Origin of the sequence: uncultured Erythrobacter sp. (assembly GCF_947502395.1) — a bacterium.
Classification (GTDB): Bacteria; Pseudomonadota; Alphaproteobacteria; order Sphingomonadales; family Sphingomonadaceae; genus Erythrobacter.
Genome location: NZ_CANMZM010000003.1, coordinates 659414 through 681393 on the forward strand (window position 1 = coordinate 659414; position 21980 = coordinate 681393).

Consider the following 21980-nt stretch of genomic DNA (forward strand, 5'->3'; position numbering starts at 1 on the left):
GAAACTCTACTGGGAGGAAGCTTTCCCGCCGCTCATCAGCTCAACAAGCTGGTCCAACTGCTTCGATGAGCGTAAGTGCAGATCGCTTTGCGGGAATGGAATTTCGATATTGTTCTCTTTGAACAACTGCCAAATCCGCATGTAGACCGCAGAACGAATGTTGGCGAGACCGCCCTCTGGGTCCTGAATCCAAAATCGCACCTCAAAATCCACGGAACTGTCGCCAAATGCCATAAGGTTTACGCTCGGCTTAGGATGAGCGAGTACGCGACTTGTCTCGTCTACCGCTTGATAAAGCAGCTTTGTGACCAGATCCAAATCGCTGTCATAGGAAACGCCGACAGGTGCCTTCACCCGAACATCGCGGCTGGAATAGGACCAGTTGACCACTTGGTTGGTCATGAGCAGCTCATTGGGGATGAGATATTCTGTCTGATCACGAGTAATGACCGAGATCGCACGGATGCCGATCTTGCGGATTTGACCAACCGCCTCATTGCCGGATTGGTCGGTGACTGAGATCACGTCGCCGGGCTTTATCGATTTGTCTAGCAACAGCAGGATGCCCGATATCAGGTTACCAAAGGTCTTTTGCAGACCAAAACCAATCGCCAGACCAAAGGCCCCGCCAAAGATCGCAAGCGCAGTTAGGTCGATGCCGATGAGGTCAATCGTAATGAAGAAAGCGACGGCCCAAATGATGATGGTCGCAAGCTTTTCCGCAAGCAGTTGCTGACTGCCATCAAAGGCGGTGACCCGTCCGATCAGGTTTCGCGCCAGCCGGCTGATGAACCACGCGGCTGTGATGACCATGCCGATTGTGGCCAACAGGAACACCACGTCGAACACCGAGATTCGTACATCGCCAACAACCAGGGCCCAGCTATCGAGGGTGCCGATGACCGCTCCGAGCGTGTCGTTTTGTGCCGCGAGCCCTTCTTTCGCTCCTTCCGCAACGCTCACGACGTCTGCTTCGGGAGGAGCTTCCTCTGCAAGGCTCCAAGCCTGAGTTGGGGTTGCTTCCAATTCGGGCGAGGCCTCAACATCGGTATCGGTTGGCGGAATTTCAGGCAAAATGGCGGTCATTAATTGTCCAGTTGGCCGAGTGCTTGTTCAAGATCGGCGATCAGGTTCTCAGGGTCTTCGAGACCAATCGATAGGCGAACCGCCGACTTTGCGCCACAGTTCGTCGGTGGTTTCATCACTGAGCGATCATTGTCGGGATAGATCGGTAGCACAAGGCTCTCAAACCCGCCCCAACTGTATCCTATTCCGAAAATGTCGAGCGCATCAGCGACTTTGCCGCTGGCTTCTGGATCATCGCTTTTGAGCACGAAGCTGAAGAGTCCGCATCCGCCTGTGAAATCTCGCTTCCACAAATCGTGGCCAGGTGCTCCAGGTAACAGGGGGCAGAGGACATGCTCGATCTTTTCGTGGCCGCTGAGCCATTGAGCGATCTTCAAAGCGCTCTGAGTGCTTTGCTCAAGCCGCACCTTCATTGTGCGGAGGCCGCGAGCGGCAAGCGCTGCATCGTCGGGCGAGACAATTTGGCCGAGCTGTTGGGAGGTGAGGCGCAAGGCATTGTACCACCGCTCGCTGGCGCTTGCTGAACCCATCATGAGATCAGAGTGCCCCCCCACGTGCTTGGAGAGGCTCTGCATCACGATGTCGCAGCCGTTCTCGAGAGCAGCAAAGCCAAGACCGCTCGCCCAGGTGTTGTCCATCAGCGTAACGGCTTTCGCATCACGTGCGATGGCAGCCAATGCAGGAACATCGCACACTTCCATAGTCAGGCTGCCAGGACTCTCAAACCATACAGCGCGCGGTTTGGTGTCGGCAACCAGAGCTTCAAAGCCTGCCATATCAAGCGGATCGAAAAAACTGTGAGTAATACCCATCCGCTTAAGCAGGCCTGTCGCCATGCTGCGGGTCGGGTCATACGCGTTGTCGCTCATCAGCAGGTGATCGTCTGGACGCAGCACGGCGAGCAAACACCCCGCGATCGCAGCAACGCCGCTGGGGTAGAGCACGGTCCCGAACGCACCCGGTTCAATCTCGGTCAAAGCGTCTGCTAGAGCCCATTGTGTAGGGGCACCGCGCCTGCCGTAGAAGAACTGGCCATCGTGATTGGCTCCAATCGCGGCTTTGCGTTCTGCTTCGCTTTCGTAAAGATGAGTGGAGGCGCGCCAGACGGGCGTATTGACCACGCGCCCGCTCCACTCTGGCCTCCTGCCAGCGTGAGTGACGCGTGTGCCAGCTCCTTGTGGTCTCTTGTCATCCGAAGTGCTCATTCGGGCCCCTGTTCTTTGGGAGTGTCCGGATCGGCTTCCCATTCCTGCCAACTACCATCATAAAGTCGCACATCGTGCTTGCCTATGAGATGGGCTGCAAACAGCAATACCGATGCAGTGATCCCACTGCCACATGTCGTCACAAGTGGGCGTGCAAGATCGACACGAGCGGCCTTGAACGCGGCGCGGATATCCTCAGGCGACTTGAACGTTCCATCCGCGTTTAAAACTTTACCAAAAGGCAGGTTGAGTGCACCGGGAATGCGGCCATTCTGGCCGCCGTGCACCGGATCGATGCCCGAGCTGAACACGCGATCAGCCGCCCTTGCATCGAGAACTTGAAACTCGCCACTTTGACAATTGGCAAGCATTTCAGCTTTGGTCACCACCTTTGTAGTGTCCTTCAGCGTGCTCGCTTCCGCTGTAATTTGATCGCTAATCCCACAATCAAGCTGTCGCCTTTCGACCCGCCATTTGTTGAGCCCGCCGTCCAGGATTGCCACGTCTGTAAGTCCGGATTGAGTGAGCGTGAACCAGGCACGGGCTGAGGATCTGAGCGCGCTGTCGTCGTAAAGAACGATGCGCGCGCCCGGCTCGGCGCCAAGCTGCGCCAGTCGATCCGCCACTTGGTCCGGACGTGGCAGCGCTGCGGGAACGGGTGATGCGGTGTCGGTCAAAGTCGCGAGATCAAGAAACCGCGCTCCCGTGATATGTCCGATTTCAAATTCGACGTGCGCATCACGACCAGCGGCTGGCAAATGCCGCGAGGCATCAAGCACGAGCAGATCGGTCGCGCCCAATCGATCCGCCAACCAATGCGTTGAAACAAGGCTATCCATCTGCATTTGCATAGGTGTCTTGCTAGACGCACCCGCCTCGTGCGCCAAGCCGCCTTGCGTATTGGGCGGGCTCAACTTTGTTTGATCAGTTGCGCTCGCAAGGGAGGAAGCCCGCCGGGCGGTCCATCAAACATCAGTGGATGCACCCGCGTGATGCTTGATGCGCTAGGCATGCCCACCACGAAAGTCCGTTTCATCGCCGGATGGTCTTGTGTGCCAACTCTGAAATGGATGAGCGGAATCACCACCGGAGTGTTGTTCTGCCTGATCGCGGAAATCTCGCTCATTGGCAGTTGCAGTGTGCCTGTCACCCGCCGGGATTGCTGAGGCGCGAGGCGGTCGATCGTGGTGATGGCGTGCGTTTTGTCGATCGGTGCAGGGCCTGTGGCGCCCTCCTGAGCGCTTGCGAGCTCGCCAGCGATGTTGATTTGTCGTGCGGCAATAGTAGCGCGATTTGTGACCTCCAGGCTGAACTCAACAGACAAGCGCATCAGGCTGCGGCTGGCGTTGATGATGTCGAGGGAAAGGTCGAGTTTGAGTGGCCCGGCTGGCGTAACCGATGGCGCTGGGCTTGAGCTTGAGCGCTGGGGAGGCGTAGGAACGGGAGTGGAAATCGGAGCCGTTGAAGCAACCGCTTGAGCAGGTGCGGGTAAAGTAGGTTCCTTTTCAGCCGGCTGTGCGCTTGTAAAATGCGAATTCTCGCTATTGTCCGCTGCGGGCTCTGGCTCAGGGGTGGACTCTTCTTTATTGGCCGCTGCGTCCTCGCCCATTGAAGCTCGCACGCCTGCAGTCAAGACTGTGGCGGGTGTCTCCAGAGTGCCTTCGGCGGCTCGCTTGCGACGGGAATAGACCCAACCCAGCATGGCTGCGAAAACAGCCATAAGGGCTAACAGTGCGGCGAACACCCCTGACCGTGCACTCAGTCCTTCTAGGATGGGATTGGCGTTGTCTGGCGCACCAGGCGTGGCCGAGGGAACAGGCGAAGCAACCTCGCTTCCCGCCTCATCCACGCTGTACCATCCATCGGCGCTTCGAGGGGCGGTGCCTTCAAGCTCATCTGCGAGCGATTCAAACCCAGGGCCCGCCGCTTCGTCTACCGCTATTCTTGCCCCCCGTGCATCGGCATTGCTCACGTTGGGTTCAACCGGACTCACCGCAGGCAGTTGAGAGGGGGGGGCGTCTGTTTCAGGTTGAGTCTGAGAGGGCGGCACAATTTGACCGGGAGGTGCCTGCGTTGTTCCGGCAGGCGCATTGGTCGCTGTCGGGCTGGGTGCCGGTGCTTGGGGTGTTGCTGGGGGCGTTGCAGGCTCAGAAGTGCTTTCCTGAGACTGTTGCTCTGGAATCACTCGCGGCGCAATTGGCACACCTACGCTCTCATCAATCGGGCCTTGGGGGGCAGGAGTTGGGCTGGGTGTTGGAGTAGGTAGAGTGAAGGTCTCTGCCGGCTGATCTTGTGCCACAATCTGCGTCGGAACTGCAAAGCCATAAAGAGAAGCGGCGCACACTCCAGCTGCCAGCAAGACACGCTGTGAAGCCGAGAAGCGAGACGGCGATGCAAATGAGAGGTTCCGGCGCGTCATTTCATGATCAACTTCATCAAAGTTGCTACATTCGACCTTACTGCGAGCTTAAAAGGAGCCATGCCAAGCGGAGTGAGGCATGGCGCTCTTCTGCCAAGACATAAGCCGCAATGCCCGCGCGTCCAGCTAGCGGCTTGCAACCTGACGTCTTTCGCGGCAACAGCGCGGCATGGAAAGCACACCTCAATCAGACCCGAACGCACCCGCGTTTCTCGGCAAGCAGACCGATCTCCCAGCTTCTCCAGAAGAGGCCGTTCTCGATTACGTGCCCAATCCAAGGACTGGTGCCCTTTACATGGTGCGGTTTGTCTCTCCTGAGTTCACATCGTTATGTCCGGTCACCAACCAACCCGACTTTGCACATTTGGTGATCGATTATGCGCCCGGCGATACGATTGTGGAGTCAAAGAGCCTCAAGCTGTTTCTCGGATCATTTCGCAATCACAATGGCTTTCACGAGGATGTGACCGTTGGGATCGGGCAAAGGCTTGCCGAAGAGATGAAGCCCCAATGGCTGCGTATTGGAGGCTACTGGTATCCGCGTGGCGGCATTCCGATTGATGTGTTCTGGCAAACCGGCGCGCCGCCCGCTGACCTTTGGTTGCCTGATCAAGGTGTCGCGTCCTATCGCGGTCGCGGTTGAACGCTTGAAGGATTAGCCCGCGCGCAGTTCTTCGGCGAGTAGCTTGAAATCCGCCTCCCGCGGTGAGTTTTTGCGCCATACCAACACTATCTCTCGCTTGGCCGTGTCTCCTTCCACGGGGCGCGCCACAACTTCGGTACCGGTCAGAATCCCTGCATCGATTGCCATTTCGGGCAGCATTGTGAGGCCGAGATCATTGTCTACCATCTGCACTAGAGTGTGCAGGGAAGTACCAATCATGCTTGCACTTGCACGCAACTCGCTGCGGTTGCAGGCGGCCAATGCATGGTCGCGCAAACAGTGGCCGTCCTCCAATAACAACAGGCGCCCCTGATCGATCATATCGGGTGGAATCGACGCTGGCGGATCGCGCGGATCGTCTTTGGGGAAGGCGACAAACAGTCGATCATCGCTGATATGCACCCAGTCCGCTTCACCCGTATCAAAGGGAAGAGCGAGCAGCACACAATCAACCCGGCCATGTTGGAGAGAGTCGATTGCATCCTGACTGACCTCTTCGCGCAGCATCAATTGCAGGTCCGGTCGCTCTTTCTTGAGGCGTGGCAACAGGCGGGGGATCAAAAACGGAGCGATTGTGGGGATTACTGACATGCGCAATTGGCCCGAGAGCGGCTTCCCCGCCGCTTGGACGAGGTCCGACAATTCTTCTGCTTCGCGCAGCAGTTTGTTGGCCTTTGCCACCACTTGCTCACCCAGAGCGGTGAAACGCACCACTCGGCGTGAGCGCTCGACCAGTGTCACGCCCAACAGCGACTCGAGCTCGCGAATCCCGGCTGACAGCGTGGATTGTGAGACGAAGCTTGCATCAGCAGCGCGGCCGAAATGACCAGCTTCGTGCAAAGCAACGAGATATTGCAGCTGTTTGATGGTGGGAAGGTAAGTGCTCATGACCCGATCACTCCGCTGCCTGCGATTCTTCCATGCTCGCCTGCATATCGTCGATATGGGTCATCACAAGCTTTCCGTTCTTGACCGCGAAGGCTAGCCTGCCCTCGACCAGTTCAAGCGCATCCTTGCCAAAAACATCATACCGCCAACCGTCGAGCACTTTGAGTTCGCGAACGCCCGCCGCAAGCGCTTCCATCTCGTCAGCGCGGGTGAGCAGTCTTGCCGCCACATCGATCTCACGAGCACGAATTTTTAGGAGCAACTTCAGAAGGTCAGCAACCAAAGCGCCTTCTTTGCCAAGCGGTGCGCCGCGCTTCATCTTTTCAGGCATTTCCGATTTTGGCAGCGGTTCCGCCTCGGCAATGACCTTCATCAGACGTTTGCCAATGTCGTTGTCACGCCAAGCGCTGGAAAGACCGCGGACCTTGGCGAGATCACCCTGTTTTTTGGGTGGGTGAGACGCGATATCAGCGAGCGTTTCATCCCGCATGATACGACCACGCGGGATATTCTTGTGCTGCGCTTCGCCTTCGCGCCACGCCGCCAGCTCTTTGAGACGTCCCAAAACCTGCGGATTGCGCCCCGGTTGACGGATCTTCTTCCAGGATCGGCTGGGGTCAATGATGTAATTGTCGGTGGTCGCGAGCTTTTCCATCTCTGCATCAAGCCAGTTTCCACGGCCTGTTTTGATGAGCTTTTTGAGAATCTTGGGAAAGATTTTGGAGAGGTGAGTTACGTCGCCAATTGCATATTCAATCTGACGCTCGGTCAGTGGACGGCGGCTCCAATCGGTGAAGCGCGCACCCTTGTCGATCTGGATGCCGAGCCAATGGTCAACCAAATTTGCATATCCAATCTGCTCTGATTGACTGATTGCCATCATTGCAATCTGCGTGTCAAACACAGGCTGCGGCGTCTTGCCGGTCATATTGACAATGATTTCAACATCCTGCCCACCAGCATGGAAGACTTTGAGAACTTCATCATTCTCGGTGAGCAAGTCCAGAAGCGGGGTAAGGTCAATGCCGTCAGCGAGCGGATCAATCGCAGCAGCTTCTTCGGTGTTGGCGATCTGCACCAGGCACAATTCCGGCCAATAGGTGTTCTCGCGCATGAACTCAGTGTCGACTGCAACGAATTCGGATTTGGCAAGGCGCTCGCACAATTCAGTCAGCGCCTGAGTGGTTGTTATGAGATCGTGTATTTGCATCGTTCTTCTTGTTTTTGTGAGCGGAGTGCCGCTCTCGGCCCGGTGTGAGCCAAAAATCCATGGGCCTTCGCGACTTGACAAAGTCGAGGCCATGCCCTGTTAGCGCGCCCATATCGCAAGCGGCATTTCACCGCAGGCTCAAACGCCACGCGCCCATAGCGCTATACACGCAAATAGGACAATAATTTAGATGCACGCCTATCGTACCCACAATTGTGCCCAGCTTTCCGCTGACAATGTTGGTGAAACCGTCCGTCTTTCGGGCTGGGTCCACCGCAAGCGCGACTTTGGCGGCGTTCTGTTCGTCGATCTTCGCGATCACTTTGGCATTACCCAGATTGTAGCTGACGAGGATTCGCCCGCTTTGGAGGTGCTTGACCGTCTGCGTGCCGAGTCGGTTGTCACCATCGATGGCGAAGTGAAGGCGCGTAGTGCTGATACGGTGAACCCCAAGCTTGAAACAGGGGACATCGAAGTGTTCGCCCGCGCGATCACATTACAAAGCGCGGCTGAAGAGCTGCCACTGCCGGTTGCTGATGAGCTGGATTACCCAGAGCACATTCGCTTAAAGTACCGCTTCCTCGACTTGCGGCGTGAGACGATGCACCGCAACATCATGCTGCGCAGCCAGGTGATTACATCGCTTCGCAAACGCATGACCGACCAAGGTTTCACCGAGTTTCAAACGCCGATACTGACGGCGTCGTCGCCAGAAGGCGCGCGCGACTTCTTGGTGCCCAGCCGTATGCACCCGAACAACTTCTACGCGCTTCCCCAAGCGCCTCAGATGTTCAAGCAGATGTTGATGGTGTCGGGTTTTGACCGGTATTTCCAAATCGCGCCGTGTTTCCGCGATGAAGACCTTCGCGCAGACCGCAGCCTCGAATTCTACCAGCTCGACTTCGAAATGAGCTTCGTAACGCAAGAAGATGTGTTCCAGGCGCTTGAGCCAGTCCTTGCGGGGACCTTTGAAGAATTCGCAGACGGCAAAACCGTCACCAAATCAGGCGAATTCCCGCGCATCCCTTATGCCGAAGCGATCATGAAGTTCGGCACCGACAAGCCTGACCTTCGCAACCCGCTTATCATCTCAGATGTGACCAGCCACTTTGAAAAATCAGGCTTTGGCCTGTTTGAAAAGATCGTTGGCGGCGGCGGTGTTGTTCGTGTGGTGCCTGCACCAAACACAGCCGATAAGAGCCGCAAGTTCTTCGACGACATGAACAATTGGGCGCGTTCTGAAGGTTTCGCTGGCCTTGGTTATGTCACCCGTAAGGGCGGTGAATTTGGCGGTCCGATTGCCAAGAACCACGGTCCAGAGCGCATGGAAGAGCTTTACAATGAACTCGGTCTTGGTCCGGACGATGGCCTGTTCTTTGCCGCGGGCAAGGAAAAGGACGCAGCCAAACTCGCAGGCGCAGCGCGTACCCAAGTGGGTGAGCAATTGGAGTTGATCGAGCAGGGTTGCTATAAGTTCTGCTGGATCGTCGATTTCCCGATGTTTGAGTATGACGAAGAGGCCAAGAAGGTCGACTTCAGCCACAACCCATTCTCAATGCCGCAAGGCGAGATGGAAGCGCTGGAGACGATGGACCCGCTCGAAATCAAAGCATGGCAGTACGACATTGTTTGCAACGGCTACGAATTGAGCTCAGGCGCAATCCGGAACCACCGCCCGGACATTATGTATAAAGCGTTTGAGCTTGCTGGCTACGACAACGCGACCGTCGACAAAGAGTTCGGCGGCATGATCGAAGCGTTCAAGCTGGGCGCACCTCCGCATGGTGGTTCAGCGCCGGGAATCGACCGCATCGTGATGCTGCTCGCTGGCGAAGAGGCCATCCGCGAAGTGATTGCCTTCCCGATGAACCAGAAGGGCGAGGATCTGATGATGGGGGCGCCGTCCAAGGCAACCCTGGCGCAGCTTCGCGAGCTGGCCCTGCGCGTGGTGGAACAGCCCCAAAAGCCAAACTCGCAAGAGGGCTGAAGGTAAGCCTTCTTCCCCATTCACTGAGGATACACTGCCCCCTATTCAGATTGTTATGGAAACTGAATAGGGGGCAGTGATGTTAAAATGGGCTGGTTTTCTGAAGGCGGCGACGGCGGCGGCTGTGTCGCTTGGTGTGACGCAAGCTGTTCATGCAGAGACGATCACAGTTGAGGGCGTATATGCCGCGCGTGTCGATATGCCCGCCAGCATCGAGCTTGTTCTGATTGATCGCTTTGAGGGCGAGCTTGGACAGGATTTGGAGATTGCCCTGATAGACGCGCTTGGCAACGTCTTCATCCGAGGCGAGCCCTATCTTGACCTGATCACTCCCAATGCTCTCTCCATCGCCGTGGTCGAGGTTGAGGGCAATGATGGCATCGTCACTACCCGATCGTTGGCCCCAGATGCAGAGCTTCGCGGCACGGTTCGCAGTGAAGTGATCGAACAGTGGAGCGATCCCAAGATTGAGCGCGAATGCGTTGCGCGCGATGAGGACGACAAATGCATCGAACGGCGTGAGATAAAGATCGAATGCCGCAAGCTTTCTGTGCGGGTTGATCCTCGCCTACTGCTCACTGGCTCGGGTGGAGAACAGCTCTACTCACAAACAGAATCGCGATTTATTGAGGAGCGATTCTGTGCCGATCACGATGATGTCCTATCAAGCCTTGATATGGAAAATCGGCTGATCAACGACCTCGCAGATGACATTCGCCGCGATTTGGCACCTAGGGAATCTCGCCAAGAGATCCGCGTGATGGAACGCCGGAAGAACCTCCGCAAAGAGGATCGCAGACTGTTTCGAAATGCGGTGAAAGCGACTGATGAGAGTGTCACGGCCGCTTGTGAGGGCTTTCAAGCGCTCGAAGCGACCAATCCTGAGCACGTCTCGGTCCTGTTCAACATCGGCCTTTGCCACGAAAGCTCAGGTGAGCTGAACGCGGCGCTTGATTACTATGCCCGCGCCCTCACTGCGGATCCTGGGCGCGATTATCCCACAGATGGCCTTCGCAGGGTCCGCAGCCGGATCCGCGCCGAAGATCACTTGGCGCAGCGCGCATCGGTCTAGCCGCTCTCTAATCCTGCCAGGAAGGCCTCCACGTTGCGGCCAAGAGCGTCGATATTGTAGCCGCCCTCCATCACGGTGACTGCGGGGAGATCGAGCGTAGCTATGAGCGAGCCGATGCGGCTCATGTCAATAGTAGTCAGTTCGAATGCCGAGATAGGGTCCGCCTCAAATGTGTCGGCGCCGTAACTGATCACGAGGAACTTCGCTCCGAAACCTGAAATCACCTCCAAAGCTCTCTCCAAAGTTGGTCCATACTGCTCCCAAGTCGTCCCACGCGCCAGCGGCTGGTTGAAGGTTGTCCCTTTGCCGTCACCCTCGCCAGTTTCGTCAGCGTGTCCCCAAAAATAGGGGTAATCCGTCTTTGGATCGGCGTGGATCGAGGCAAACAGCACGTCGCCGCGATTGTAGAATATGTCCTGCGTTCCATTGCCATGGTGGTAGTCGACGTCGAGCACAGCCACCGGACCGAGCCCCCGATTGATCGCCGCTTGCGCAGCGATTGCGGCATTGTTGAGGTAGCAATACCCGCCGTAGTAGTCGGTGCCGGAGTGGTGGCCGGGCGGTCGGCACAACGCGAAGGCCTGGTTCTCGCCGACTGTTACCGCATTCAATGCACTCAAGGCGGTCTGTGCGCCCCAATACGCTGCCTCCCAAGTACCGCTAGCAATCGGCGTCGCTGCATCAAAACCATAAGCGCCGAGCTTTCCATCGATCCGCGTAAGATCGAGTTTGCGACGGTGCACGGCTGGGAAGGCATAGCCGATCGCGTCCCCCTCCCGGCCCGCAGCCAGCCAATCGTCATACGCGGTCTGCAAAAACGCGACGTAGTCAGTATCATGCACAGCCAAAATCGGCTCAATCCCTTGATCGTTCGGTTCTTCGACCGCACCAATCGCGTCGAGCATCGAGTCTACCCGAGCAGGACTCTCGGCAAAGTCCGTCCACTCGCCATTGTTGAGCTCGCGTAAAGGGGCATGGGCGGTTTGACGTTTGGAAAAGAAGCGTTTCATGTAGGTTCTGCTCGCATTGAGGGGGCTCGGCCCTAGTAACCACTATGAATGCCCACGCGAAAGAGAGATTATGAGCCTCAACCGCCGATTGTTTCTCGCCGCCAGTCTTGCGATTTCACTCGTGTCGCCGTCACTGCTGGGATGCTCCGCGGAAGCAGAGCCAGGCCCTCCCAAGACCAAGCTTTATGTAATGGGTGTGCTCCATTCGACGCACTTGGAATCGGAAGATTATTCGCTCGAAGTGCTCGAAGCAGCGATCCGCAGGGCCGCGCCCGACGTAATCCTCACAGAAATCCCGCCGGATCGGATCGATCAAGCGATCACAAGCTTTCAGGAGACTGGCGAAATCGACGAACCCCGTACGCGGGTCTTTCCTGAGTACACTGAGGTTGTGTTTCCATTGAGCCGGGAACTGGACTTTCAAATTGTCGGAACAGCTGGCTGGACCCGAGAGATCGCTGACAATCGCCGGGTTGCTCTCCAACGCATTCAGGGCAACCCTGCCCGCGCTGAGGAATGGGCCGAACATCGCGCCGCCAGCCGCCAGTTTGGGCGAGACTTGCGGGGCAGGGGGCGCGACCCGCTGTTTATCCATACGCCGGAATACGATGCTCTCGTGAAGGCGGGGCGCACACCGTATCAGGAGCACTTCGATGCCGATCTTGGACCCGGCGGTTGGACGCAGATCAACAAGGCCCACACTGACCTGATCAACGCCGAGCTCGACAAAATCAGCGGGCAGGGATTCACCGCTCTCGTTACCTTTGGATCAGCGCATAAATACAAGATATTAGAGAGTATCGAGGCGCGCGACGATATCGAATTGCTTGATACACGCGTGTTGTTTGAGTGAGGGGCACATGTAATGCGCTTGATTGAGAATGTTACCTACTGGATTGCCACTGCCTTGATGGGCGCACTGATGCTGTTCGCGGTGCAGATGTATCTTCGTAACCCAGGGGCCATTGCCAGCGTGTTCGAGAGCTATTCCTACCCTGGATATGTTGTTTATCCGCTTGCAGGTGCCAAAGCGGTCGCCTTTCTGGTGATTGCTCTCAACCGCTGGCGCAACCTCAAAGACATCGCTTACGGCGCGTTCTTCATCAATCTGGTGATGGCGACTTACGCTCATATCAACGCGGGCGAGACACCGATCCATGCCTATGTCGGGCTGATCGCGGTGCCATTATCCTACATCTTGAGCAATCGTGTTCGCGGTGAGCCTTCGCGTGATGCTTTCTTGCTGCGAGCCCGTGATGTGGATCGATAAATACCAAAGTCTGCATCTTGACTTGCGCTCATTACAACCGACCTCTAGGGGCAAAGGATAAGTTTCAAACCCCACAGTTTAAGAGGGATAAACATGAGCGATACTGCAACCCGCGTGCAGAAGATTGTCGTCGAGCATCTCGGCGTCGAAGGTGATAAAGTTACTCAGGAAGCAAGCTTCATCGATGATCTGGGCGCAGACAGCCTCGATATCGTTGAGCTCGTAATGGCTTTCGAAGAAGAGTTTGGTGTGGAAATTCCCGATGATGCGGCTGAAAAGATCGCAACCGTTGGCGATGCGACCAAATTTATCGAAGAAACACAGAGCTAAATTTCAACAGGGTTAAGCCCAGAGGGGCTGATGCCTTCAGATTGCCTGTCGGATGATAGGTGACTGACCGACAGGCCCGGGCCCTTTTCAAAAGGGCCGCCGGGCCTGTAGTGTTTTTGGGATCAATTTATGCAACGCCCTTGGACGGGCATGGAGTGTTGAATGCGCCGTGTTGTTGTCACCGGTCTGGGTCTTGTCACACCGCTTGGCGGGGATGTGGAGACCTCTTGGAAAAACCTCATCGCGGGCGAAAGCGGGGCGGGTCCGATCACCCGTTTTGAGCCTGAGGGGCAGAAATGCACTATCGCTTGCGAGGTAAAGGGCGAGGACCACCCATGGGGTTTTGATGCGGACAAGCGCGTTGATGGCAAGATTCAGCGCCAAGTGGACCCCTTCATTGTCTTTGGCATTGATGCAGCTGGACAGGCTCTAGAAGACGCTGGCCTGACCGACCTTTCAGACGAAGAGAAGGAGCGCGTTGGCTGCTCCATCGGTGCTGGCATTGGTGGTCTGCCAGGGATCGAGAAAGAATCGGTCAATCTGCATGAGCGTGGCCCGGGCCGGGTTTCCCCGCACTTTGTTCACGGCCGGCTGATCAATCTGGTCACGGGTCAGGTGCAGATCAAATACGGCTTTATGGGCCCCAACCATGCGGTTGTGACGGCGTGCTCAACCGGTGCACACTCAATCGGCGATGCCGCGCGCATGATCGCAATGGATGATGCAGACATTATGGTCGCGGGCGGCGCAGAGAGCACTGTGAATCCACTCGGGATCGCTGGCTTTGCACAAGCACGCGCGCTCAACACCAGCTTTAACGACCGCCCGACCGAGGCGAGCCGTCCCTATGACAAAGACCGCGAGGGCTTTGTGATGGGCGAGGGAGCTGGTGTTGTGATCCTCGAAGAATATGAGCACGCGAAGGCACGCGGCGCGAAAATCTATGCCGAAGTGACCGGTTATGGCCTGTCGGGCGATGCCTATCATGTCACTGCACCGCATCCTGAGGGCAAAGGTGCTGAGCTGGCGATGCGCATGGCTTTGAAGAAGGCAGGGCTTGGTCCGGGCGATATCGATTATGTGAACGCGCATGGCACCTCGACCATGGCTGACACGATTGAACTTGCCGCAGTGAAGCGCGTTCTGGGTGAAGGGCTCTCCGGTGCCTCGATGAGCTCTACCAAGAGCGCGATCGGTCACCTTTTGGGCGGTGCTGGCGCTGTGGAAGCGGTGTTCTGTATCCTTGCCATGCGCGATCAGATCGTTCCGCCCACGCTCAATCTGCACAATCCAGATGAAGGCACTGAAGGCATCGATCTTGTGCCTTTGAAAGCGAAGAAGCGTGAAGTGAAAGCTGTGCTCAACAACAGCTTCGGGTTTGGCGGGACTAACGCTTCGATCATCATGCAGAAGGTCGACTAGGCGCATGAAAGCGCTCGGCTGGGTCGTCGGGCTGGGTCTTGCGGTTTTCGCCGCAGGGGCTCTCCTGCTTGGCACCACGCTGATGGGTCAAGCCAAGGTAGAGGCGGAAACGCCCTTCCTGATCCCCGCAGGCTCATCGCTGACCTCTGTGGCGCAAAATTTGGAAGAGGCAGGTCACATTACGTCGGCGGACGGGTTCTTGCTCTCTGCGCGTATCTTCGGCTCTTCCGACCCCATTCAGGCGGGCGAGTTTGAGCTAAAGCCCGGTATGAGCCAAGGTGACATCTTGAAGATGTTTCAATCCGGCGATGTCATCCGCCGCTTCATCACGATCCCCGAAGGCATGCCCAGCGTGCTCGTGTGGGAGCGGTTGATGGCAGAGGAATTGCTCACGGGCGAGGTGGACGTGCCTCTCGAGGGTTCGATCTTGCCCGATACCTATTCCTATGAGCGCGGCCAATCACGCGCGAGCCTCATCGAGCAGATGCAAGGCGCGATGGATCTCTATTTGGCGGAAGCTTGGGTAGAGCGCAGCGAGAACACCGCAGTCGACACCATGCGCGACGCACTGATCCTTGCAAGTGTGGTTGAGAAGGAAGTGGGCACTGCTGCGGAACGTCGTACTGTCGCAGGGTTGTATTCGAACCGGGTGCGTACCGGCATGATGCTTCAGGCCGATCCCACCATCATCTATCCCATCACCAAGGGTAAGCCGCTGGGCCGCCGCATTCGCCAGTCGGAGATCGCTGCGGTGAACGGATATAACACCTACACCAAGGTTGGCCTGCCCGATGGTCCGATCACCAATCCGGGACGCGAGACCATTGCAGCGGTGCTCAATCCGGAGGTTCACAACTACCTCTTTATGGTGGCCGATGGCACCGGCGGGCATGAGTTTAATGAGACGCTGGCCGGGCATAATGAAGCCGTGGGCCGCTGGTTCGCCTTGCGCAGGCAACGCGGCGAGATGGATTAGCTCTGGCCGTGGCGAGACCCTTTATTGTCGCTGCGACGCTTCCTCCCGACATCCAAAGCTGGGCAGAGGGTCTGCGCCGTGCGCACTACCCGCCCGAGCGCAATCATTTGCATGCTCACGTGACCATGTTCCACTCCTTCGCGCCTTCGCTGTTTGAGGAGCTCAAGGACTACCTCCCCATGGTGGCTCGCGAGTTCGCGGCACCTGATGGGGCGGTCACCGGGGTAATGGACCTTGGCAAGGGCACCGCTATCGCGCTTCAGAGCGAACCCCTGCTTGCCTTGCGTGCGTTAATCGCAGAGCACTTTCACGGCAATCTTACGGCCCAAGACCTCTACGAACCGCGCCCCCACATCACGATCCAGAACAAGGTAACCAAAAGCGAGGCGCGCGCGCTTCAAGCTAAGCTCGCCCCGACAATCGAGCTGCGCCGCTTTGCTTTTCCAGCTTTGGAGTTACACCTGTATCAAGGCGGCCCTTGGGATCTAATCAAGACTTGCGCGTTTCGTGGAAGCGAGTGTTTGTAGTATAACTAGGAAATCGGTTGGACCTCAATAGAGGGTTTAGGGGTAACTGCATGGAATTGAGCGCCGTTTTTGGTTGGATGGCAGCGGCCACGCTGATTGCCGCAGTGCTGGCCCATCAGGTGCGCTCGATGCGCATTTTCCTATTGGCTGGTGGCGTGTGTGCTGCTGTACATTTTGTGGTTACTGACGGGCAGGGTCCTGAATTCTACGCAGCGATCGCATTTGTGGCTGTGAATGCGGCGCGCCTGTACCAATTGTGGGCGCGTGCGCGCGGTGGATCAATGACCCGTGAAGAGCAGGAATTGTTCGACCATGTGATGCGGATCGAGGATCCGTCGAAACAAAATCGGCTGCGCGACCTGATGCAATGGCGGGATGTCGAAGCCGGTGAGGTCCTCATCGAGCAGAACCAGATTGACCCGCCGCTGATCTACATTGCAACGGGCCGGGCCTCAATCAAGCGCGACGGGCAATTGGTCAATGAATGCGGCGCGGGCGAATTTGTGGGTGAGATAAGCCATATTTCGGGTGAAGGGGCAAGCGCCACCGTGGCGGTGGTTCTGCCTATGCGCATGGCTCAACTTGACCGTGATGCACTTGCGCAATTGACTCAAAGTCTGCCTGAGATCGGCCGCGCGGTGGACAGCGCTTTTAACCGCAGTTTGGCTGTCAAAGTCATCCGAATGAATGAAGCGATCGAAGAAGCGCAAAACTGAGGTTGACCAAGGGGACCACCCGCCCTAAATCGCGCGCTCGCTTGAGGCGATAGTCTCGCGATTCCTGTTTGGTGTTGAACCAATGGGAACCCTTTTTGGGGCGGAGTAGCTCAGGTGGTTAGAGCAGCGGAATCATAATCCGCGTGTCGGGGGTTCAAGTCCCTCCTCCGCTACCACATTTCGTCGTCGAAATAAGCCAAGCGTCCTTTGGACCTCCCGGCGAAGTAGGAGCTCAAGGTTTGACGTTTACATTTAGTTCGTATAGGAACAAAATAGTTCGTATGTGAATTAAATGTGATGACTTCTCCAAAAGTCTTTTACCTGCTGCAGAAAGCGCATAGCGCGTTATTCCGAGCGTCCGATGGTTTCCTCAAAGAACACACTGGACTTTCCTCGTCACAACAAGCTGTCCTGCTTTTGCTGCGCAAAGAGGGTGACCTTCAAATTTCGGTCATCGCCGACCATCTTGGCATGAGCAGGTCGAGCCTAAGCGGCCTCATCGATCGCATGTCGGCGAAGGGCCTCGTCACAAGGCGACCCAATGACGCTGACGGCCGAAGCTTTGAAATTCACATCGAGGAGGCGGGCCTGCAATTGGTTGGTGCCACTGTACTCGATACCAAGCGAATGAATGCTGCGCTGCTTGAGCCTTTTTCTAACGAAGAGCGCGAGACCATAGAAAGATTCCTCACGCATGTGGCCATTAACGCCGAAACGATTGTGAAATCCAACAACTCCCATCCGACAAAGGAAACAGCCAAGTCATGACCGATCATATTCAGATATCCACCCAGGACCGCGTTACGTTTCTGACGATTGCGCGGCCCGACAAGAAGAACGCGATTACGCAAGACATGTACGCGGCAATGGCAAAGGCCATTGAGGACTATGATCGCACAGACGACGCGCGTGCTTTTATCATCACCGGCGAGGGCGATATGTTCACAGCCGGGAACGATCTTCAGGATTTCTCGACCGACGATTCCGGCGATGCAGAGCCGCCCGTTGCCCGGTTCTTGCGCGCTGTCCGAGATTGTGAAAAGCCGCTCATTGCAGCAGTCAATGGCCCGGCAATCGGTGTTGGGCTGACGATGCTCCTGCATTGTGACCTCGTGTACGCCGCGCGCTCAGCGACGTTCGGAGCGCCGTTCGTCAAGCTAGGTCTCGTGCCTGAAGCAGCCTCGTCATTATTGCTCCCGGCTGCTGTCGGGATGGCTGTGGCGAACGATATTCTGCTTGCTGGGCGGACGCTTACTGCAGATGAAGCGGTAAGTTTCGGTCTTGTCGCACGCGTCTTTGCTGACGATGAACTGGCAAGTGCGGTTCAGAAGATTGGGCAACATGTCGCCGCGTCTGCGCCCAATGCGCTTAAATTCTCGAAACAGCTGATCCGTGGCAATCGCACAGAGATTGAACAACAAATGGAGGACGAAGCGAAACTGTTTGTGGCTCAGCTCAAGTCGCCCGATTTTCGAGAAAGCGTTGCGGCGATGATGGAAAAACGCCAACCTGTATATGCGTGAACGTTTCGCTTGAGCGGACAAATAACTCACTAAAAGGTGAATGATGACCAAACATATCCTCGTTACAGGCGGTTCTTCCGGGATAGGTGAAGCCTGCGCGCATGCAGCCGTGGCTGCGGGCCATAAGGTGGCACTGGCTGCAAGGTCGACCGACAAGCTTGACGCTTTAGTAGGCAAGTTGGGCGAGGAAAATGCACTCGCAATCAAATGCGATGTGACTAAGGTTGAAGAGCAGCAGAAGATGTTCGACGCGGTGGTGGACCATTATGGTTCGCTTGACGTGGTGTTTGCCAATGCTGGTCTGGGAGCGGCAGCGGTAGGCACTGAAAACGGCATCATCGACAATTTTCACGAGATGATCATGGTCAACAACTTTGCAGTGACTGTTACTGCAAAGCTGGCGATCCCTCACCTTCGAAACAGCAAGGGGCATCTGGTGCTCACGGGGTCGCAGGGCGGGCATGTTGCACTTGCCGGGTCCGTTTACAGCGCGACGAAGTGGTTCATTCGCGGGTACGCAAAAAACCTCGCCAATGAACTTGTTCCGCATGGCGTGCGTGTAACGAGCATCGATCCAGGAATGGTTGAGACACCATTTTTCGACAACCCGCAGCCGCAAGCGTTGCGCCCGGAGGATATCGCGAAGGCATTTCTCTATGCGATCGAAGCACCGGAACATGCGCGGATCGCCGAAATTGAAATAAATCCGATGGTCGGCGCCCACAATGCATGATGAGGGCCTGATAGCGGAGTGTGCGAAGGAGTGACATGAATGACTGGAACCGAGAAGTCCTCTCTAGTCGTTGTCGATCCCTACAACGACTTTCTCTCGGTCGGTGGCCGCGCATGGCTGCTCAATCGTGCCACGCTGAACGCTCACAATACCAATGCAAATATAGGGCAACTGCTCGAGCATGCCCGTTCGATTGGTGTCCCGGTCTGTTATGCGCCGCACGCCCGGTATCGTAAGGGATTGTTCGACCATCGCAAATATCTCAATCCTTCACTTTATCTGGCGCGGTTCTTCCGGACGTTCGATGCCAAAGGGTGGGGAGGTCGCTTCAAAAAAGGTCTGGAACCGCGGCCCGGCGAATTCGTCGCAAAGGAGCACCTTGTGTCGAGTGGCTTCGTTGGAACAGATTTGGACGATCATCTGAAACACGAGGGTGTCGATCACATCATCTTGTGCGGATGCCTATCAAATACATGTATTGAATCGACAGCACGCAGCGCAATTGAGCTCGGTTATCGTGTCACGATCATTGTTGATGCGCTCGCGGCGATGTCTGAAGCAGACCACGATGCGGCGGTTACATCAGGTTTCCCAATGTGCGCGCATCATGTGACGAGCGCTGAAGATTGGATAAGTGAGAAACGGCAATGATTGCTCGTTTCGTTGATTGGTTCGGTCGCGCGCTGACCAATCGGAATACTCGCAGCTATGGGCCGCATTCCGAATCTGACACAGCCGTCCTTGTCCTGTGTCCGCAGGTGGATGTCTTCGCCGAGAACGGGGCATTGTCTCAGCTTTGCGAGGTTCGGCCAGACGTGAATGAACTTACTGAATTCCTGAAGGTTAGTCGAGAACGAGGGTGGCTGATCATTCACTCGCCACTGTCATGGGGTGAAGCGACCGAGAACACGTCGGTTGGTTCGACACACTACATCAATGAGATTCGGCGAGCCGGTATCTTGAAAGCAGGAGAAGTCGGCACTGAGCTGGCCGATCAATTGTGCGAGGAAAGCGATATAGTCTTAGCTGAGCGTCACGGTCTCAATGCCTTCTTCAATTCGAAATTGCTGGAGGTCTTGCGGCATAACGATCGAAGCCGTCTGATCGTCGTGGGCGGGGTTGTGAACGCAGATGTCGATTCTTCTGCTCGTTCGGCTGTTGAATACGATCTCCATACGACCGTGGTTGGCGACCTTGTCTCGGCATTTGATAGGACGAGCTATACGGCGACTTTGGAAACGACGCTTCCCCGTATCGTGCACTGTGTGCTCAACCGAAATCAGGTGTGCCAATCATAGGAGAGAAGCAGAGAGCAGTCCGTCTGCTCCCTGCTTTATGTCCCCGTTATTCGTGCAGACCGAGGCAGCGGTCCTTCTTCGCCTCATCGACTTCGGATTGCTCTGAGGGCAATGTGCGAAGAATGCTGGTCAGGCGTGTTCGATCCATGAGCTCGCCGCCGAAAATCACCGCGCTGATGTCGCGCGTAGCCGATATATCTTCCAGAGGGTTGGATGAGAGCAGCAACAAATCTGCGATCTTGCCCGTTGAAACGCCGCCGAAGTCATCTTCGCGATCGAGGTAGGTGGCTGGAGTGCTAGTCGCGGCGCGCAAGATGTCCATCGGTTCAATCCCGGCCTCCGCAAATCTAGCCATTTCCTCGTGAAGCGAAATGCCGGGTATGATCATTGTGTCGTTGGCATCGGTGCCAATCATGACAGGTACATCAACATCAATTGCACGCTTGGTGAGCTGAAGACCATGCTGATAATACGCTTCATATTCGGGAAGCCGCTCGGCGTTCTGACCAGCCGTTTTGTCGAGATCGCGCTGCCAATCGTTGAGGACAAATGCGCTCATCAACACCATGCAGGGGTTGTTTCTGTATTCATCTTGATCCGCGCGAAAATCGAGTTCGCGTGTACCGTGGGTCGGCACATAGTGCGTGGCATTGTTGGCCAGTTTCGAGAGCAGCGCATCGCAACGCTCAGGATTGAAACCAGTTACAGACTGGACGCGCAGATCATCTTGCTTGGGCCAGCCGGCTTCTGTTTCACCATTCAACATGGCCATGTTGCCTGAGCGATAAACAGGGCCGAAATCGCTGCAATCAGTTAGAATGTCTCGCGCATGCTCGATGGATCTCTGGCCAAGATCCGAAGCCTCAGCGGTGCTGACAAAAATCGGCAAATGTCCAGAAACCTCAAGGCCGAGCAGCGATGCTTCTTCGAGCATTGCCCGATAGGCATCGGGGTGAAATCTGTCGTATGTCTTGATGAGGTCGACCCCGCGTTGGTGGAGACTATTCGCGATTGAACGGCCTTGTTCAGCTGTGATCGGTGAGTAGGCCGGATCGGGGTCTTCGGGCAGCTGCCAAGTGGGCGCACTCTGGACGATTGCACTGGACAGGCGCAGCAACCGCGGGCCGGTAATCTCACCTGCCTCGATCCGGCGCGCATAGTCTCGCATTTCATCGATGCACAGAAAGAGCTCACCGCGCGGCTCCCAGCAATCCGCGCTCATGTCGCGCACGCCGGTTACACCATTGGCTATAAGGAGTTTGAAGGTGTCCTCTGTCACGGGACGGACGGCCGTGTGCACATGCATGTCCATGAGGCCGGGGATGAGAAATTTCCCGGACCCGTCCACGACGTGCTTTGGTTCCAATGCATTCGCCCGGCTGTCGCCTTCTATCGCAACAATCCGGCCGGCATTGATGGTCACGTTGCGGTTAGCGCTCACGCTTCGCTGCTCAGGATCTATGACGGTCACGTTCTCGATCACCAGATCGACCGGCATCGGTGCCGGAAGGGTCGAAACCACGCTCGGTTCCCGGTCGGAGCACGACGAAAGCACCAGAAGAGCTGCGATAGTGATGATTTTTAGGTGCAATCTAAATTCCTTCGGTCTTTATGGTGATAGTTGGCGTTGACGGGGTTCCCGCG

General features: G+C 56.4%; 23 protein-coding genes and 1 tRNA gene. 16 read left to right on the forward strand and 8 right to left on the reverse strand.

Going from position 1 to position 21980, the window contains the following annotated elements; genetic code table 11:
- Positions 1-6 precede the first annotated feature (6 nt).
- The 4 genes from Q0778_RS14360 to Q0778_RS14375 are packed head-to-tail and all read right to left on the reverse strand — an operon-like array spanning position 7 to position 4710.
- Entirely contained in the window at positions 7-1086 is a 1080-nt protein-coding gene (locus tag Q0778_RS14360) for a mechanosensitive ion channel domain-containing protein (RefSeq protein WP_298301751.1), read from the reverse strand.
- Positions 1086-2291, reverse strand: a complete 1206-nt coding sequence (gene metC, locus Q0778_RS14365; protein WP_298336995.1) for a cystathionine beta-lyase — start codon at positions 2289-2291, stop codon at positions 1086-1088. The genes Q0778_RS14360 and metC overlap by 1 nt, the downstream gene beginning before the upstream one ends.
- Complete coding sequence (locus tag Q0778_RS14370; RefSeq protein ID WP_298336996.1) at positions 2288-3142, reverse strand: sulfurtransferase; 855 nt, start codon at positions 3140-3142, stop codon at positions 2288-2290. The genes metC and Q0778_RS14370 overlap by 4 nt, the downstream gene beginning before the upstream one ends.
- A gap of 59 nt (positions 3143-3201) precedes the next feature.
- Positions 3202-4710: a hypothetical protein gene (locus Q0778_RS14375; protein WP_298336998.1), complete on the reverse strand. Its 1509-nt coding sequence runs from the start codon at positions 4708-4710 to the stop codon at positions 3202-3204.
- Positions 4711-4879: 169 nt separating this feature from the next.
- Here Q0778_RS14375 and queF point away from each other — a divergent pair, with 169 nt between their 5' ends.
- Positions 4880-5353, forward strand: a complete 474-nt coding sequence (gene queF / locus Q0778_RS14380; RefSeq protein WP_298301761.1) for a preQ(1) synthase — start codon at positions 4880-4882, stop codon at positions 5351-5353.
- Between the two features lie 12 nt (positions 5354-5365).
- Here queF and Q0778_RS14385 read toward each other — a convergent pair whose 3' ends face one another.
- Both Q0778_RS14385 and rnd read right to left on the reverse strand, forming a co-directional pair.
- A complete protein-coding gene (locus tag Q0778_RS14385; protein ID WP_298337000.1) occupies positions 5366-6262 on the reverse strand; it encodes a hydrogen peroxide-inducible genes activator in 897 nt (298 codons plus the stop codon).
- Between the two features lie 7 nt (positions 6263-6269).
- Complete coding sequence (gene rnd, locus Q0778_RS14390) at positions 6270-7472, reverse strand: ribonuclease D (protein WP_298301765.1); 1203 nt, start codon at positions 7470-7472, stop codon at positions 6270-6272.
- Positions 7473-7662: 190 nt separating this feature from the next.
- Here rnd and aspS point away from each other — a divergent pair, with 190 nt between their 5' ends.
- Together aspS and Q0778_RS14400 are read left to right on the forward strand one after the other, a co-directional pair.
- The gene (gene aspS / locus Q0778_RS14395) at positions 7663-9459 is read left to right on the forward strand and encodes an aspartate--tRNA ligase (protein ID WP_298337002.1); all 1797 of its coding nucleotides are present in this window, start codon (positions 7663-7665) and stop codon (positions 9457-9459) included.
- Positions 9460-9538: 79 nt separating this feature from the next.
- On the forward strand, positions 9539-10531 hold the full coding sequence (locus Q0778_RS14400) for a tetratricopeptide repeat protein (RefSeq protein WP_298337004.1): 993 nt from the start codon (positions 9539-9541) through the stop codon (positions 10529-10531).
- Here Q0778_RS14400 and Q0778_RS14405 read toward each other — a convergent pair.
- Positions 10528-11541: a histone deacetylase family protein gene (locus Q0778_RS14405; RefSeq protein WP_298337006.1), complete on the reverse strand. Its 1014-nt coding sequence runs from the start codon at positions 11539-11541 to the stop codon at positions 10528-10530. The genes Q0778_RS14400 and Q0778_RS14405 overlap by 4 nt on opposite strands.
- Before the next feature lie 70 nt (positions 11542-11611).
- Between Q0778_RS14405 and Q0778_RS14410 the strand changes: the two genes are divergently transcribed.
- The 13 genes from Q0778_RS14410 to Q0778_RS14470 all read left to right on the forward strand — a co-directional run bounded on the left by Q0778_RS14410 (position 11612) and on the right by Q0778_RS14470 (position 20336).
- Positions 11612-12394 (forward strand): hypothetical protein, encoded by a 783-nt coding sequence (locus Q0778_RS14410; RefSeq protein WP_298337008.1) that lies wholly within the window; start codon positions 11612-11614, stop codon positions 12392-12394.
- 12 nt (positions 12395-12406) lie between these two features.
- Positions 12407-12811 carry a DoxX family protein gene (locus Q0778_RS14415; protein WP_298337009.1) on the forward strand — a complete coding sequence of 135 codons (405 nt, stop codon included), beginning with the start codon at positions 12407-12409 and terminating at the stop codon, positions 12809-12811.
- Positions 12812-12904: 93 nt separating this feature from the next.
- Positions 12905-13141: an acyl carrier protein gene (locus tag Q0778_RS14420; RefSeq protein WP_298301776.1), complete on the forward strand. Its 237-nt coding sequence runs from the start codon at positions 12905-12907 to the stop codon at positions 13139-13141.
- Between the two features lie 162 nt (positions 13142-13303).
- The gene (gene fabF / locus Q0778_RS14425) at positions 13304-14563 is read left to right on the forward strand and encodes a beta-ketoacyl-ACP synthase II (protein ID WP_298301778.1); all 1260 of its coding nucleotides are present in this window, start codon (positions 13304-13306) and stop codon (positions 14561-14563) included.
- Between the two features lie 4 nt (positions 14564-14567).
- Positions 14568-15539, forward strand: a complete 972-nt coding sequence (mltG, locus tag Q0778_RS14430; protein WP_298337011.1) for an endolytic transglycosylase MltG — start codon at positions 14568-14570, stop codon at positions 15537-15539.
- An 8-nt stretch (positions 15540-15547) separates the two neighbouring features.
- Positions 15548-16066, forward strand: a complete 519-nt coding sequence (locus Q0778_RS14435; protein WP_298301782.1) for a 2'-5' RNA ligase family protein — start codon at positions 15548-15550, stop codon at positions 16064-16066.
- A gap of 50 nt (positions 16067-16116) precedes the next feature.
- Complete coding sequence (locus tag Q0778_RS14440) at positions 16117-16782, forward strand: cyclic nucleotide-binding domain-containing protein (RefSeq protein WP_298301784.1); 666 nt, start codon at positions 16117-16119, stop codon at positions 16780-16782.
- Positions 16783-16881: 99 nt separating this feature from the next.
- A tRNA-Met gene (locus Q0778_RS14445) sits at positions 16882-16958 on the forward strand.
- A gap of 121 nt (positions 16959-17079) precedes the next feature.
- The gene (locus tag Q0778_RS14450) at positions 17080-17550 is read left to right on the forward strand and encodes a MarR family winged helix-turn-helix transcriptional regulator (protein WP_298301786.1); all 471 of its coding nucleotides are present in this window, start codon (positions 17080-17082) and stop codon (positions 17548-17550) included.
- Entirely contained in the window at positions 17547-18305 is a 759-nt protein-coding gene (locus tag Q0778_RS14455; RefSeq protein ID WP_298337014.1) for an enoyl-CoA hydratase, read from the forward strand. The genes Q0778_RS14450 and Q0778_RS14455 overlap by 4 nt, the downstream gene beginning before the upstream one ends.
- 40 nt (positions 18306-18345) lie before the next feature.
- Positions 18346-19038, forward strand: a complete 693-nt coding sequence (locus Q0778_RS14460; RefSeq protein ID WP_298337016.1) for an SDR family NAD(P)-dependent oxidoreductase — start codon at positions 18346-18348, stop codon at positions 19036-19038.
- Positions 19039-19077: 39 nt separating this feature from the next.
- A complete protein-coding gene (locus Q0778_RS14465; protein ID WP_298337018.1) occupies positions 19078-19689 on the forward strand; it encodes an isochorismatase family cysteine hydrolase in 612 nt (203 codons plus the stop codon).
- Entirely contained in the window at positions 19686-20336 is a 651-nt protein-coding gene (locus tag Q0778_RS14470; protein ID WP_298337020.1) for an isochorismatase family protein, read from the forward strand. The genes Q0778_RS14465 and Q0778_RS14470 overlap by 4 nt, the downstream gene beginning before the upstream one ends.
- Positions 20337-20382: 46 nt before the next feature.
- Here Q0778_RS14470 and Q0778_RS14475 read toward each other — a convergent pair whose 3' ends face one another.
- Entirely contained in the window at positions 20383-21927 is a 1545-nt protein-coding gene (locus Q0778_RS14475) for an amidohydrolase family protein (protein WP_298337022.1), read from the reverse strand.
- Positions 21928-21980 lie beyond the last annotated feature (53 nt).